The sequence below is a fragment of the Arthrobacter sp. Helios genome, from assembly GCF_023167125.1.
Taxonomy (GTDB): domain Bacteria; phylum Actinomycetota; class Actinomycetes; order Actinomycetales; family Micrococcaceae; genus Arthrobacter_B; species Arthrobacter_B luteolus.
In genome coordinates this window covers 2,737,054-2,750,988 of sequence record NZ_CP095402.1, presented here as the reverse complement: position 1 = coordinate 2,750,988, position 13,935 = coordinate 2,737,054, and the positions used below count along the sequence as shown (strand labels likewise).

Below are 13,935 nucleotides of genomic sequence, written 5' to 3'. Positions count from 1 at the left end.
CGGGCAAACCTCCACGGTTGGCACAGCTTCGGCATAGAAAGCGGGCCTACCCTCGACTTGGCGAAACGCTGCCAAGCCAAGGAGAAAACATGCGTCACCGCGAAGCTGAACAGAGTCCGACTACCGAACAGACCCACGTTTATCAGGGCCGTGCGCTGCCCCGTCCGGACGAAGACCTTGAGGACCAGGGGCTGGGGTTCGACGTCGGGACCCTGCTGCAGCGCCGCGGTGTGCTGAAGGCGTTCGGAATCGGCGCCGTCACCCTGGGCCTGGCCGCCTGCGGTGCATCCGAGCCGGGAACCGGAACCAGTGATGGCGAGATCCCCGATGAAACAGCCGGACCGTATCCCGGCGACGGGTCCAACGGGCCGGACGTCCTGGAAGAAAGCGGAATCGTCCGCAGTGACATCCGGTCGAGTTTCGGTGAGTCCGAAGGCACGGCGGAGGGCATCCCCATGGACCTGGAGCTGACCATCACCGATCTGGCCAACGGCGGGGCGCCTTTCGCCGGCGTCGCAGTCTACGTCTGGCACTGCACCCGCGAGGGCCTCTACTCGATGTATTCCGAGGGGGTCGAGGACCAGAACTACCTGCGGGGCGTCCAGATCGCCGATGCAGACGGCAAGGTCCGCTTCACCAGCATCTTCCCGGCCTGCTACAGCGGGCGCTGGCCGCACATCCACTTTGAGGTCTACCCGGACGAGGCCTCCATCACGGACTCCACAAACGCGGTTGCCACCTCCCAGGTCGCCCTGCCGCAGGACGTGTGCGACACGGTGTATGCCACCGCCGGCTACGAGGCGTCAGTCCGGAACCTCGCTCAGATCACGCTGGACAGCGACAACGTCTTCGGTGACGACGGCGGCGCCAGCCAGCTTGCCTCCGTCACCGGCAGCGTGGCGAAGGGATACTCCGTGTCCCTGACCGCAGGCGTTGATACCCGGACCGAGCCGACCGGAGGCAGCGCTCCGGACGGCGGCTCCGGTGGGGGTCCGGGCGGCGGCGGGCCGGACGCGGGCGGCGAGCCTGGCGGTGAGCCTCCGGCCGGTGAGCCTCCGGCCGGTGGAACAGGTGGAACGGGCGAACCGCCGGCGAAGCCGTAGAAAGCCAGTGAAGCCGTAAGGGCCCGGCGCCATTCCTCGGCCGGGCAGCCTTCCTCGGCCGGGGGGAAGGGGGCGGTCAGACCGTGATGGCGAGCTTGCCGCGGACCTTCCCGGCGGCCAGCCGGCGGAGGGCCTCCGCTGCCTGATCCAGCGGAAAGGTCCGTTCCAAAGGCGGCATGATGCTACCGGCTTCAATGAGCCGGGTCAGGTCCTCGAGCTCCGCCGTGCGGACCGCGCCGATGAACATCGTCAGCCGCTGCGGGACGAAGGGGGAGAGCGCCAGGGCCCCCAGCTGCCGGTTCATGCCGCCCGTGAGGTTCCCGCCCGCTTCGCCTCCGGTGATCACGGCTGTTCCCTTGGGCGTGAGGGCACCGCGCAGGCGGGCAATCGACGGGTTGCCGGCAATATCCAGGATGAGGTTCCAATGGGACCGGCCGTCCGCGTAGTCCTGAACGGTGTAGTCGATGACCTCGTCCGCTCCCAGCGAGCGGACAAAATCCATCTTGCCCGTGCTGCACACCCCGGTGACTTCGGCGCCGAAGGCTTTGGCCAGCTGGACGGCGTAACTCCCGACTCCGCCTGCGGCGCCGATGACCAGCACCCTCTGTCCCGGTTGAACGCGCCCGGTTTTGCCCAGTCCCTGCAGCGCCGTGACGGCTGAGACAGGAACCGCGGCGGCCTGGGCAAAACTCAGTCTTTCCGGTTTGGCCGCCAGCCGTGCCTCCGGGGCCACGGCATATTCGGCATAGGTGCTTCGGCCGCTGCCGTACACCTGGTCGCCCACGGCGAAACGTGTCACCGAGGAGCCCACTGCTGAGACCGTTCCGGCCAGATCCATGCCGGGAACGGGGTTTCTCGGCTTCCGGAGACCGAACGCCAGCCGGCCCAGGTAGGGCAGCCCGGTCATGATGTGCCAGACTCCCCGGTCCACGCCGGCCGCCCCGACCTGGACCAGAACTTCATTCTCCTTGGGTTCGGGGACGGGGACATTCCCCAGGTGCAGAACCTCAGCGGAACCGTAACGTTCCTGGACGATTGCCCGCATTCTGTGCCCTCTCGTAACTTCTCCCGCGGACCCGGCCGGCATCCGGAACTGGATGCTACAGACGGCGGAGGGTCTTAGCCATCAGTAGCGAGTGAACTCCAACGAGACTTGGGGGCCCTGCTGCCGGTTTGGGACATCGCTCCGGTCCGCGGCGCCAGCAATATCCCAAACCGGCAGTCTGCCGTTCACTTTCGTCTGCAAAGACACATTTGCAGCCCCTCCGGCTCCGTAAATATGCTTCCCGTATGGACCCGATGAGCAACCTGGGCTGCAGTGCCCGCAGAGGACCGTCCGCCCGCCCCTGACGGGCACCGCGGATTCTCCCCCTTTTCATTTCCTGAGCGGCTGCCTGTCGTCTGACGTCCCCGTCAACGACCGGTCCTTCGGTCTGCCCAGAAATGGTCTCTCATGTTCCAGAATTCCTCTCCCCGTCTGCGCGCCCTGCTGGGCGCAGTATTTGTCCTGATCGGCTCCATCAGCATCCAGGTATCGTCCGTGCTGGCGAGCAGTGTTTTCCCCGTCGCCGGCTCGCTCGGCACCAGCGGCCTGCGGATGTTCCTTGCCGCCGTCGTGCTGCTCTGCATTGCCCGTCCCGGAATCCGGGAGCTGAGCTCACGGGCCTGGGTGGGCATTGTGTTGTACGGAGCGGCGATGGCCGCCATGAATGTGCTGCTGTACAGCGCTATTGAGCGGATTCCGCTTGGCCTGGCGGTCACCCTTGAATTCCTTGGCCCGCTCGCGGTCGCCGGCCTCGGAGCCAAGGGGCGTATTGAACGGTTTCTGCCCGTCCTGACGCTGGTGGGGGTGGCTGCCGCCGCGGGGGTCCATTCCGGATTCGACGCGGCTGGAGTCCTGTTCGGCCTGGGCGCCGCGGCCGCGTTCGGCACGTACACGCTGATGGCAGGGCGGGTGGGCGAGGACAGCCCGGGCATTCAGGGCCTGGCCCTCTCGGTCGCCGTTGCAGCCGTCCTGCTCTTGCCGTTTGCCGGCACGGCGGCGCCGCGGCTGGGCGCCTCAGACTGGACGACGGTGCTGGTCTCTGCCCTGCTGGGAGTCGCCCTCGCCTACACCTTGGACTTCCTGGCCACCAAACTCACCTCCCCGCGGATTGTTGGGACGCTGTTCGCCATTGATCCGGCGGCAGCAGCCGTCGTCGGCGCCCTGGCGCTGGGCCAGCCGCTGAGCCTGACCGCGGCCGCAGGCATCGGCCTGGTCATCGCGTCGGGTGCGGCTATCATCTGGCGGAGCGGGACCCCGGGCCGGGACTTCGCCGCAGCCCAGGCATAAATGCAGCCGGTGCCGGTTCGGAATTCGAACCGGCACCGGCTGTATTTTTTTGACCTGCCAGAAGGGGTTACTGCTCCAGCTTCATCGCCTTGCGAAGGGTCAGCGCGCCGCCGCTCTGCATCACGGCCCGGCGGTAGATCTTCTCACCGAAGCGCAGCAGGGCGTACGCGGCGGCCAGGGCGAGCGCCAGGGAAACGAACGTTTCCCACAGCGGAACCTCGCCGTTGAGCATCCGCACCGGCATCGCCACGGAGGAAACCACCGGGACGAAGGACGCGATCACCAGCAGCTGGCCCTTGGCGAACAGGCCGCCGAACAGGGCCACGATGATCACCGTCAGCACCGGACCGGAGCTGTTGTTCAGGTCCTCGGTGCGGGAAGCCATGGAGCCGATCATGGCCCAGGCCGAAGCCAGGATGAGGAAGCCGGCCAGGAAGAACACCAGGAACCAGCCCGACGCCGGAATCAGCGTTCCAACGCTGTCCGCAGTGCCGGTGAAGGTGAGTGCCAGCAGGGCGGCACTGGCGTAGAGGGCCAGCTGGACCATCGCCAGGATCGTGTTGCCGGCGACCTTTCCGTAGAGCAGCTGCCGGATCGGAATGGCGGTAGCCAGGATCTCCACCACCCGGTTCTGTTTCTCCTCGAGCACGGAGGTGGCGATCGCCATGCCGAACACAATTGCCGCCATGTAGAAGAGGAAGGCAAACACGAACCCGGCGAACTGGGCCATGAACTGGTTCTCGGCATTGCCATCCAGCAGCGCTGTGCCGAACTCACTGCCTTCCAGCAGCGCTTCCGGCGTGGTTCCCGCATCGGCGGCGTTGACCTCCAGGGCGTAGGCACGCAAGGCCTCTGCCAGGCCCTGCTGCAGGCCGCCGGACAGCTCTTCGTTGCCGGTCAGGGTCCATGTCCCGTCGGCGTCCTGGGTGAGGGCTGCGTCCGCATCATCCGAACGGACCAGTTCCAGGGCTTCGTCGGCGGACCCGGCGTTCACCGCCTCAAAGGTGGAGTTCCCGCCGTCGGCCTGCCCGGTGGCGTGGGCAATATCGACGACGGCGGTGCCTGCGGTGTCCGAAACGGCCACGGTGTATTCATCTGCCCGGGTGCTCATGTAGGCGTTGAAAACCACCACGCCGACAATCAGCACCAGGGTGACGAGGGTGGAGATGAGGTAGCTGCGGTCGCGGGCTTTAACCATGACTTCGCGCAGGGTAACGATGGCCCACGGCGGGGTGGGGCGGGCTGTGCTGGTGCTCATGCTGCGGTGACCTCACGGTAGATTTCGCTCAGGGACGGCCGGATCGGCGCGAACTCCTCCACAGAGCCGCGGGTGAGTGCCGTTGCCAGAAGCCGCTGGCTGGCGGCGGCGTCGTCGAACTGCAGGATCGCAGTGGGGCCGGCGACGTCGAGGACGAGCACCCCGGGCTCGTCGCGGACCCAGCCGGCGTCCGGGGACACCGTGATGCGGTGCCGGTTCACGGCCTTGGCCCGCAGGTCGTCACCGGTGCCGGAGGCAATGACGCGGCCCTGCTGCAGGACCACCATGTTGTCGCAGAGCCGGTCGACCAGGTCCAGCTGGTGGCTGGAGAAGAGCACCGGCACCCCGGCCGCGGTGCGTTCGCGCAGCAGTTCCACCATGGAATCCACGGCCACCGGATCCAGGCCGGAGAAGGGCTCGTCCAGGATCAGCACGCTGGGACGGTGCAGCAGTGCTGCCGCGATCTGGACCCGCTGCTGGTTGCCCAGGGAGAGGGATTCCAGCTTGTCTTTGGTGCGCCCGGCCAGGCCGAAGCGGTCCAGCAGGTCCAGGGCTCCCTTGCGGGCCGCGGACTGGCTCATCCGGTGCAGCTGGCCCAGGTAGACCAGCTGGTCCAGGATCGGCTGCTTGGGGTAGAGACCGCGTTCTTCGGGCATGTAGCCGAAGCTGGAGCGGGCATCGGCGGTGAGCGGGGCGCCGTCCAGCAGGACCTCACCGGAACTGGCCGTGAGCACCCCCATGATCATGCGCATGGTGGTGGTTTTGCCGGCACCGTTGGCGCCGACAAACCCGGTCATCTGGCCGGATGGAACATCGAAGCTCACCGCATCGACGGCGGTTTTCTCACCGAACCGGCGGGTGAGGTTTTGGACCTGCAGCATGGGGGACTGCTCCTTCCCCGGGGATTCCGGGAGGTTGTGGACGTACTACTGCCTCAACCTTAGGAACAAGCCTGGATCAGCGGATCGGCCGTCCGGGTGAATCCCGCCGGTTAGGCTTCGCGGCCGCCCTCACCCGGAAGAATGAGTCCGGATTCGTAGGCGAACACCACAGCCTGGACCCTGTCCCGCACCTGGACCTTGGCCAGCAGGTTGGACACATGGGTTTTGACGGTCGCCTCGGCGACGAACATCCGCGCCGCGATTTCCGCGTTGCTCAGGCCGGTGGCCACGAGCTCCAGGACTTCGCGCTCGCGGGTGGTCAGGGAGTGCAGGAGCTTCTGCTGCGCCGGATCGGGCTGTGGCCCGGCCGGGGCCGGGGCACCCGCGGAGGCCTTCTCGGCGTCCAGCTGGCGGGCGAAGCGTTCGATCACCCGCACGGTCACTTCGGGTGCCAGCAGGGCGTGGCCGCCGGCGACGGCATGCACCGCACTGACCAGGTCGTCCGGATCGGCGTTCTTCAGCAGGAAACCGCTGGCTCCGGCGCGGATGGCGTCGAACAGGTAGTCGTCGCGTTCGAAGGTGGTCAGAATGATGACTTTCGCCCAGCCGGCATCCACAATCTGTTCGGTGGCCCGGATCCCGTCCAGCACCGGCATCTGGACATCCATCAGGATCACGTCCACCGGGTTCGCGGCGGCGAAGTCCACGGCTTCCTGGCCGTTGGTCACCTGCCCCACCACCTCAATGTCCTCTTCGACGGAGAGCATCATGGCGAATCCTGCGCGTACCAGCGCCTGGTCATCGGCCAGCAGCAGACGGATCGGTTGCATTTGAGTCCTTCAGTTTTTGGCAGCCCGGTGCCACCCCCACTTAAACCTAGCGGCAGGGCGTGCCGGGAAGGTAACCGGTCTAACGCAGTGGGACGCGGACCCGAACCCGCCATCCGCCGCCGTCGCGCGGGCCGATTTCCGTGGTGCCGCCGTGCAGGGCAGCCCGCTCGCGGACCCCCCGGAGCCCGTAGCCGGTGCCGGCGGTGCCGGGGCGGGGGTGGCCGCCGTCGACCGTTTCCACTTCCACCCAGCGCTGCCCGCCGGTCTCCCCCGTACGCAGGGCGACGACGGCGGAACCGGCGGTTGAGTGCCGGCGGACGTTGGCCAGCGATTCCTGCACCGTCCGGTAGACGGACAGGGCCAGCGGGGCGGAGAGTTCGGCAAGTGCTCCCGGGCGGTCCTCCACCTGGTTGAAGGTAACGGCCAATCCGTTGCTGCGGTATTCCTCGACGAGCGCGGGAAGGTCCTCTAGACCCGGTTCGGGACGGCGCTGGGCGTCAGCATCCGGCTCCGGGTTTTCGGTGTCCGTCGACCGCAGGACTCCCAGCAGGGAACGCATTTCAGCGACAGCGTCGCGGGAGGAAGCTTCAATGGTCTGGAGTGCCCCGGCAGCGGCGGCAGGCTTCTTCTCCATGACCCGGCGGGCAGCACCGGCCTGCACGCCGATCACGGCAATATGGTGTGCGACGACGTCGTGCAGTTCCCGGGCGATGCGCAGGCGTTCCTCCACCACGGCCTTGCGCGCCAAGTCCGCGCTCTGGGTTTCCAGCTGCGCTGCCTGTTCGGCCAGCTGCTCCCGTTGGTGGGCGCTGCGCCAGGAATTCATGCCGAACATGATGGCCCCGCCGAAATAGGCGGCGTTAACCATGAAGGAATACAGCGCATAGGACGTCATGGGCGGCAGGAGCCCCGGGGCTTCGCCGTTTTCGAGGCCGAATGCCGCCGTCATTTCGTCGTAGCCGCTCGAAAGCGCCAGATTGAGGATGATCCACAGGAACATCGCGGCGACCACCACGGTGACACCCAGCCACAGGACGCGGCGGTTCTTCGCCCAGGCCACGGCACTGTAGAGGGTGGCGAAGTAAGCGGCCTGGAATCCCAGCTGCCCGAAGATCGCCGGGATGGTCAGTCCCACCACCAGGAAGGTAGAGGAACTGAGGACCATCACAGCTACGGGATAGCGGCGCCGCAGGACAATGGGCAGGAACATCAGGGCCTGGGCCAGATGCTGCTGCCACAGATTTCCGGTTTCCTCGCTGCCGAACGCGAACCCGCGAATAAGTTCGAGCATCAGTGCACTGAGCAGCAGTGCGATCGCCACGCCAATGACGTCTCTGCGCAGGCCTTCCGGCCCCGGGCCGGGTCGTTCCCACTCGTCCTCGGCGTGCCACGGCAGGGTTCCGCGCAGGCTGCTGAGCCTCGCGGCCAGATTCCGGCGGATCCGCGGTGTCTGCGGGCCGGCGGTTCGTTCGGCCGCTGGGCCGGCCACGGGGGAATCGATCATGGCCCCAAGTTTATGGCCGGCGTCCGCGCTGCGGATCCGCCGTCCGACTGAGACCCTGCGGGGGAGATACCGGGGCTTGAGGGAACCCTGGCCTTCCGTGTTGCTTAGGTTACGGAATGGGTACACCCCGGTCAGCCCCCGCCGCGCCCGGTGCCCTTCGGAGCGCCGGGGTGGTTTACTTCCACCGGGGCATCATGTGCCGAATGCTGCTCGAATGACCGTGAGGATGGACATGTTTGCTTCCGAAGGACAGGCTTTGCTGCCGGGGCTGGTAGCGCTGCGCCGTGCGCTGCACCGTGAACCGGAAGTCGGGCTGCATCTGCCCAAAACCCAGGAACGCATCCTGGATGCCCTGGACGGGCTGGGCCTGGAAATCACCACCGGCAGCTCCCTCAGCTCGGTAACCGCCGTGCTGCGCGGGGGCGAGGACGGTCCGGCGGTGCTGCTGCGCGGAGACATGGATGCATTGCCCGTTGAGGAACTCACGGACCTGGAATATGCCTCGACAAACGGCGCGATGCACGCCTGCGGCCATGACATGCACGTAGCGGGCCTGGTTGGCGCGGCCCGCCTCCTCGCAGCACAGCAGCGGGACATTTCCGGCAGCGTCGTTTTTATGTTCCAGCCGGGGGAAGAGGGCGACGGCGGTGCCGGCCTGATGATCAACGAAGGCGTGCTGGAAGCGGCGGGAGAACGGCCGGTGGCTGCGTACGGCATCCATGTGCGCCCGGGTCCGCTCGGTGTCTTCCGCACCAAACCCGGCACGCTGATGGCCGGCGCCAACGAACTTCGCATCACCGTCCACGGCTCCGGCGGGCATGGGTCCCAGCCGCACAATGCGCTGGACCCGGTTCCGGCGCTGGTGGAGATCGCTGCGGCGCTGCAGGTGATGGCCACCCGGAAGTTCTCGGTGTTTGATCCGATCGTCCTGACCGTCACGCAGCTTGAGGCGGGCCGTGCGATCAACGTCATTCCGGATTCCGCCCGGCTCGGGGCCAGCGTCCGCACCCTGTCAGCCGAATCAGTCGACCGGCTGATCGTGGAGACGAAGGCGCTCGCCGACGGAATCGCCGCGGCACACGGCTGCACCGCCGAGGTCAGCTTTGAGATCCTCTATCCGATGACGGAGAACGATCCGTCGCGGACCTTCGAAGCCATGCGCGAACTACGCGAGCTCTTCGGCGAGGACCGCGTTATCCAGTCGCGGGACCCGCTGATGGGATCGGAGGACTTCTCCCTGGTGCTGCAGAAGATCCCCGGCGCGTTCCTGTTCCTGGGGGCCACCCCGCCGGATATGGATCCGGCCACCGCTGCGTGGAACCACTCTCCGCGGGTGCTCTTCGACGATTCGGTGCTGGCGGACCAGGCTGCGGCGCTGGCCCAGCTGGCGTTCAACCGGCTGACGTAGCCCGGCCGTTTCTCCTTAGCCGCCGTCCGGGACTGCGTCGCCGTGGAGCAGGAGGGCCGCTACTGTCGTCTCTATGACCTTCTCCGCGCCTTCGCTGACGTTCCTGGCCACCATCTCCGTCCAGGTGGGCGAGCCGATCGAAATCGGCCGCACCTCCGCCGGTGTCCGCCGGATCATTCCGATCCTGGGCGGCAAGGTCGAAGGTCCCGGACTGCGCGGAACTGTGCTGCCGGCAGGTGCCGACTTCCAGCTCCTGCGCACTGCCACCCTCACGGAGCTGGAGGCTAAATATGCGATCGAAACTGACGACGGCGAGCGGCTCTACGTGAACAACTTCGGCCTTCGCTCGGGCAGCGAGGCGGACATCGCTGCGCTGCTGCGCGGCGAGCCGGTGGATCCGGAGCGGATCTACTTCCGCTGCACGCCCCGCATCGAAGCGCCCGAGGGCGGTGCCTGGGCTTGGCTGTCCAGCCGGATCCTCATCGGCACCGGTATCCGGCTTCCGGACGAGGTGCGCCTGGAGATCAGCGTCGTTGAGTAGACCTGTTGGCCCAGCAGGATCCCTGAAGCTAACCCGCACCCGGTCACTTGCCCCAACGCCGTAACGTGGCCTGACCACATGCCGGCCCAACTAGGCTGCGGCGGCCTGCGGCGTGTAGCGTAAACGGGCTATCTTCCCCGTGTGCGGATTCACAAGCCTGTGCGGGGCCCAAACATGTCCGTATCCGGGCAGCCCTTTCGGGCAGATTAGACAGAAAGGGGGTGTCGGCGTGTCCGCAGTTCAGACAGAAACCGAACCCTCGCTCAAAAAGGTCCTCGGACGCATCGACGTCCTGGCCCTCGGTTTCGGCGCCATGATCGGCTTTGGCTGGGTTGTCCTCACCGGCGACTGGCTGTCCTCAGCCGGCACCATGGGCGCAGTGCTTGCCATCGTTACCGGCGGCGTCATCATGGCAATCGTCGGACTGACCTACGCCGAACTGTGTGCCGCCATGCCCAAGGCCGGCGGCGAGCACAACTACATCATGCGGGCCATGGGGCCGCGTCCGTCTTTCATCGGCTCCTGGGCGATCATCGGCGGCTACGTGACCATCGTGGCGTTCGAAGCCGTTGCTTTGCCCAAAACCGTGCAGTACATCTTCCCGGACCTGAGCCACATACCGCTCTGGACCGTTGCCGGCTTCGAGGTCCACCTCACGTGGGCCCTCGTCGGAGCCGTCGCCGCCGTCGTGATTACCGCGATTAACATCCGCGGCGTCAAGGAAGCCGGCGTTGTGCAGACCTTCGTGGTGATTTTCCTGCTGGCCATCGGACTGGTGATGATCGCCGGAGCGTTCACCGGCGGCAGCACCTCGAACATGGAGCCGTGGTTCCACGGCGGCATGAACGGCTTCTTCGCAGTGCTGGTTGTGGTGCCGTTCCTGTTCATCGGGTTTGACGTCATTCCGCAGTCCGCCGAGGAAGTCAACATCCCGGCGAAGCAGATCGGCAAGCTGGTTGTGGTTGCCGTGGTCATGGCAACCATTTGGTACATCATGGTGGTTCTGACCACCTCCTCGGCCATGCCGGCAGCAGCCCTCGTCGGCACCGACATTGCCACTGCGGACGCCGTCGGCGCCATGTTCAACTCGGATTTGATGGCCAAAATCCTCATCGCCGGCGGTATTGCGGGCATCCTGACCTCCTGGAACTCGCTGCTGATGGGGGCGTCACGCCTGATGTACTCGCTGGCCCGTTCCGGCATGCTCCCCGCGTGGTTCGGCCGCCTGCACCCGAAGTACGGTACGCCGCACAACGCACTCCTGTTCATCGGTGCACTGAGCTTCCTGGCCCCGTTCGGCGGAGCGGAGATGCTCGGCTGGCTGGTCGACTCCGGCGCACCGAGCATCGTGCTCGCCTACACGCTGGTGGCCATTTCCTTCCTGATCCTGCGCCGCCGGGAACCGGAGATGGACCGTCCCCTGCGCGTCGGAGGCAAGGGCAAGGGCGGCATCGCCATCGGCATCGCGGCCACGATCTTCGGTGCCGCACTGTTCAGCCTCTACATGCCGGGTATGCCGGCGGCCCTGGGGATTCAGCCCTGGCTGCTGTTCGGTGCCTGGTGGGTCATCGGCCTGATCTTCTTCCTCCGGGTTCCCGGCGGAATTAAGGCGGGCCCCGACGCCGAGGAGCACCTTCTCGCCAAGCTGCGCGCCAAGGTGCGGGCTTAGCACCAGGCAGCGGGACAACGACGGCGGTTTCCTCACGGGGGAGCCGCCGTCGCCGTGTTCGGAAGGATGCCCATCGGCTGCAGATCACCCGGGACGCTAAACCCGCCCTTAGGAAGCCCGGTGCAGGGCTTCAGCCCGGTGCACGGCGTGCAGCTGGGTCGCGTCGCTGCGGACCTTGTACTGCGGCTCGGCCTCGGAGCACAGGCGGCGTCTGCCCATGAACTCGAAGTCCGCGGTGTGGACTTCTGTGATTTCTCCCGTCACCGCACCAGTACGCGAGTTCCACCGCACCCGGTCGCCCACCCTCAATTGATCACTCATGGCGACCGTCCTAACACCGTCTACCCATCCGTGTAACGGGTAATGGACAGGAAGAATCCGGTCCGATGCGAAAAATCCGGTGGGCGCCTTGCGGACAGATAAGTTACTGATGGGTAATATGGGCGCCATGCACCTGATCTTCCGCACCCTGCTGCTGTTGCTGACTGCCCGCCGGCGCAGGCCGAAACTCAACATTTTCGATACCTCCTCCCTGCCGATGCGGGTCCTGCCGACGGACCTCGATATCGCCAACCATGTCAACAACGGCATGTACCTCTCGCTGATGGACCTGGGCCGGTTTGACCTGATGATCCGCAGCGGTTTCTGGGCGAAAATGCGGCACAACGGATGGAGCCCGGTGGTCAGCAACGAGACCATCAGCTTCCGGAAATCGCTCGCACCCTGGCAGCGGTACACCATTGAGACCCGGATCATCGGCTTCGATGAACGGGCCATCTACTTCGAGCAGCGGATGGTGGCCGACGGCGAGATTTACGCCAGCGCCTTCATCGCCACCCGGATGGTGTCAAAGCAGGGACCGGTCACCAACGAGGAGATCTTCGAGGCCGCAGGGCAGCGCCCGCCGGTGGACATGGTTCTTCCGGAATGGATTGCGCAGTGGCGCGGGAACGTCGCCCTGCCCGGAGCCCGGCGCCCGGCACCCCACGCCTGGGCAGCGTAGCTCCGCACCGTCCCCCGGGGGCGCCCGCTCTTGACGGGGTTCCGGCACTGAACCAGTCTGGATGAACGCCGCGGAACGCGGCACCAGACCGGCGAGACTGCGGAGGTCCGCTATGCGGCTGACCGTCAACACCTTCCTCAGCCTGGACGGCGTGATGCAGGGGCCCGGCGGTGCGGATGAGGACCCGTCCAACGGGTTCGCCCGCGGCGGCTGGCTGGTCCCGCTGGCGGACGACGGGATGGAAGAGGTCGTCGCCGGCTGGTTCAGGCAGGCCGATGCGCTTCTCCTGGGCCGGTCGACTTACCAGATGATGCAGCCGTACTGGGAGCCGGTGCCGGACAGCTCGGACGTTGTGGCCAGGTCGCTGAACCAGCTGCCCAAATACCTGGTCTCCAACACACTGACCAACCCCACCTGGCACAACACGTCAGTCATTTCGGGCGACGTACTGGCCGCCGTCGAGCAGCTCAAGGACCGGCCGCAGGGTGAACTCCAGGTGCATGGCAGCCACCAGCTGGCCCGGGCCCTGCACGATGCCGGCCTGGTGGACGAATACCGGCTCCTGATCTTCCCCATTGTTGTCGGGGAAGGAAAACGGCTGTTCGCGGAAGATGCGGCGCCGTCGTCGTTTATGGTGACGGGCTCACATGTGACCAAGTCCGGAACCGTGTCCCTCTCCCTGCTGCCGCGGCCGTTCAGCGCCGACGAGATGTAGCGCCCCGCACAGCAACGGAAGCCTAAACTCCGCGGCGGGCCCGCAGCACGTTGTCGTTGAGGACCGCGCGCTGACCCTCCGGGCCTTCGACGGTCCGCGGCACCGCTGCGGCTGTCTCCACCATCCAGCCGAGTGCTTCGAGTTTCAACTCGTCGGCAAGTTCGCCGGCGGTGGGCAGCGGGGGAACCGGTGCCGGGTGGCTGGACCAGGGCGGGAAATCCTGGTGCCCGACGACGAGCAGCCGCCCGCGCGGGGCAACAGCGGCCATGGCCCGGTGCAGGATGGCATCCCGGGGAAGATCGGTGGGGGAGTGCAGGAACTGTGCGCAGACCAGGTCATATCCCGGGTTGGTGCCGGGACCGGTGCGTGCCCATTCGGCAAGATCGGCCTGCACCCACGTCACCAGGCCCTCAACGCCGGCGTCCAGGGCATGGGCGGCTGCCCGCTCCAGGGCGACGGCGGAAATATCGATTCCCGTGACCTGCCATCCCTGCCGTGCCAGCCAGACGGCGTCGGCACCTTCGCCGCAGCCAAGGTCAAGGGCTGTGCCGGGCGCCAGGCCGGTGACTTCGCGGACCAGCAAGGCATTGGGATTGCCGCTCCAGACCTGGCTGCGCTCGCGGTAGAAACCGTCCCAGAACTGGTCCGGTGGCTGAGATGCTGTGGGGTGGTCATGCATGACATGAACTTT

At 66.5% G+C, this 13,935-nt stretch carries 14 protein-coding genes; 7 read left to right on the top strand and 7 right to left on the bottom strand.

Annotated elements, in window-relative coordinates; all coding sequences use genetic code 11:
- The first annotated feature begins 89 nt into the window (after window positions 1-89).
- Window positions 90-1,103 carry an intradiol ring-cleavage dioxygenase gene (locus tag ArtHe_RS12455; protein WP_248317227.1) on the top strand — a complete coding sequence of 338 codons (1,014 nt, stop codon included), beginning with the start codon at window positions 90-92 and terminating at the stop codon, window positions 1,101-1,103.
- A 76-nt stretch (window positions 1,104-1,179) separates the two neighbouring features.
- Here ArtHe_RS12455 and ArtHe_RS12450 read toward each other — a convergent pair whose 3' ends face one another.
- Window positions 1,180-2,148 carry an NAD(P)-dependent alcohol dehydrogenase gene (locus ArtHe_RS12450; RefSeq protein WP_248317226.1) on the bottom strand — a complete coding sequence of 323 codons (969 nt, stop codon included), beginning with the start codon at window positions 2,146-2,148 and terminating at the stop codon, window positions 1,180-1,182.
- Between the two features lie 408 nt (window positions 2,149-2,556).
- On the opposite strand from ArtHe_RS12450, the gene ArtHe_RS12445 reads away from it, so the two are divergent.
- Entirely contained in the window at window positions 2,557-3,435 is an 879-nt protein-coding gene (locus tag ArtHe_RS12445) for an EamA family transporter (protein ID WP_248317225.1), read from the top strand.
- A gap of 67 nt (window positions 3,436-3,502) precedes the next feature.
- Here the strand turns inward: ArtHe_RS12445 and ArtHe_RS12440 are convergent, their stop codons facing one another.
- The 4 genes from ArtHe_RS12440 to ArtHe_RS12425 all read right to left on the bottom strand — a co-directional run bounded on the left by ArtHe_RS12440 (window position 3,503) and on the right by ArtHe_RS12425 (window position 7,908).
- Window positions 3,503-4,693, bottom strand: coding sequence for an ABC transporter permease (locus ArtHe_RS12440; RefSeq protein WP_248317224.1), 1,191 nt, complete (start codon window positions 4,691-4,693; stop codon window positions 3,503-3,505).
- Window positions 4,690-5,574, bottom strand: coding sequence for an ATP-binding cassette domain-containing protein (locus ArtHe_RS12435; protein ID WP_248317223.1), 885 nt, complete (start codon window positions 5,572-5,574; stop codon window positions 4,690-4,692). The genes ArtHe_RS12440 and ArtHe_RS12435 overlap by 4 nt, the downstream gene beginning before the upstream one ends.
- Before the next feature lie 110 nt (window positions 5,575-5,684).
- Complete coding sequence (locus tag ArtHe_RS12430; protein ID WP_066296800.1) at window positions 5,685-6,404, bottom strand: response regulator transcription factor; 720 nt, start codon at window positions 6,402-6,404, stop codon at window positions 5,685-5,687.
- 79 nt (window positions 6,405-6,483) lie between these two features.
- A complete protein-coding gene (locus ArtHe_RS12425; RefSeq protein WP_248317222.1) occupies window positions 6,484-7,908 on the bottom strand; it encodes a histidine kinase in 1,425 nt (474 codons plus the stop codon).
- A 232-nt stretch (window positions 7,909-8,140) separates the two neighbouring features.
- Between ArtHe_RS12425 and ArtHe_RS12420 the strand changes: the two genes are divergently transcribed.
- The 3 genes from ArtHe_RS12420 to ArtHe_RS12410 all read left to right on the top strand — a co-directional run bounded on the left by ArtHe_RS12420 (window position 8,141) and on the right by ArtHe_RS12410 (window position 11,526).
- Window positions 8,141-9,316, top strand: a complete 1,176-nt coding sequence (locus ArtHe_RS12420; protein WP_248317221.1) for a M20 family metallopeptidase — start codon at window positions 8,141-8,143, stop codon at window positions 9,314-9,316.
- A 73-nt stretch (window positions 9,317-9,389) separates the two neighbouring features.
- Window positions 9,390-9,857, top strand: a complete 468-nt coding sequence (locus ArtHe_RS12415) for a DUF3237 domain-containing protein (protein WP_248317220.1) — start codon at window positions 9,390-9,392, stop codon at window positions 9,855-9,857.
- Window positions 9,858-10,086: 229 nt separating this feature from the next.
- Window positions 10,087-11,526 (top strand): amino acid permease, encoded by a 1,440-nt coding sequence (locus ArtHe_RS12410; protein ID WP_255220883.1) that lies wholly within the window; start codon window positions 10,087-10,089, stop codon window positions 11,524-11,526.
- 108 nt (window positions 11,527-11,634) lie between these two features.
- Here the strand turns inward: ArtHe_RS12410 and ArtHe_RS12405 are convergent, their stop codons facing one another.
- The gene (locus ArtHe_RS12405; protein ID WP_248317219.1) at window positions 11,635-11,847 is read right to left on the bottom strand and encodes a DUF2945 domain-containing protein; all 213 of its coding nucleotides are present in this window, start codon (window positions 11,845-11,847) and stop codon (window positions 11,635-11,637) included.
- Window positions 11,848-11,974: 127 nt separating this feature from the next.
- Between ArtHe_RS12405 and ArtHe_RS12400 the strand changes: the two genes are divergently transcribed.
- Together ArtHe_RS12400 and ArtHe_RS12395 are read left to right on the top strand one after the other, a co-directional pair.
- The gene (locus tag ArtHe_RS12400; RefSeq protein ID WP_248319793.1) at window positions 11,975-12,529 is read left to right on the top strand and encodes an acyl-CoA thioesterase; all 555 of its coding nucleotides are present in this window, start codon (window positions 11,975-11,977) and stop codon (window positions 12,527-12,529) included.
- A gap of 112 nt (window positions 12,530-12,641) precedes the next feature.
- The gene (locus ArtHe_RS12395; RefSeq protein ID WP_248317218.1) at window positions 12,642-13,244 is read left to right on the top strand and encodes a dihydrofolate reductase family protein; all 603 of its coding nucleotides are present in this window, start codon (window positions 12,642-12,644) and stop codon (window positions 13,242-13,244) included.
- Window positions 13,245-13,266: 22 nt separating this feature from the next.
- On the opposite strand, the gene ArtHe_RS12390 is transcribed toward ArtHe_RS12395, so the two are convergent.
- Entirely contained in the window at window positions 13,267-13,923 is a 657-nt protein-coding gene (locus ArtHe_RS12390; RefSeq protein ID WP_248317217.1) for a class I SAM-dependent methyltransferase, read from the bottom strand.
- Window positions 13,924-13,935 lie beyond the last annotated feature (12 nt).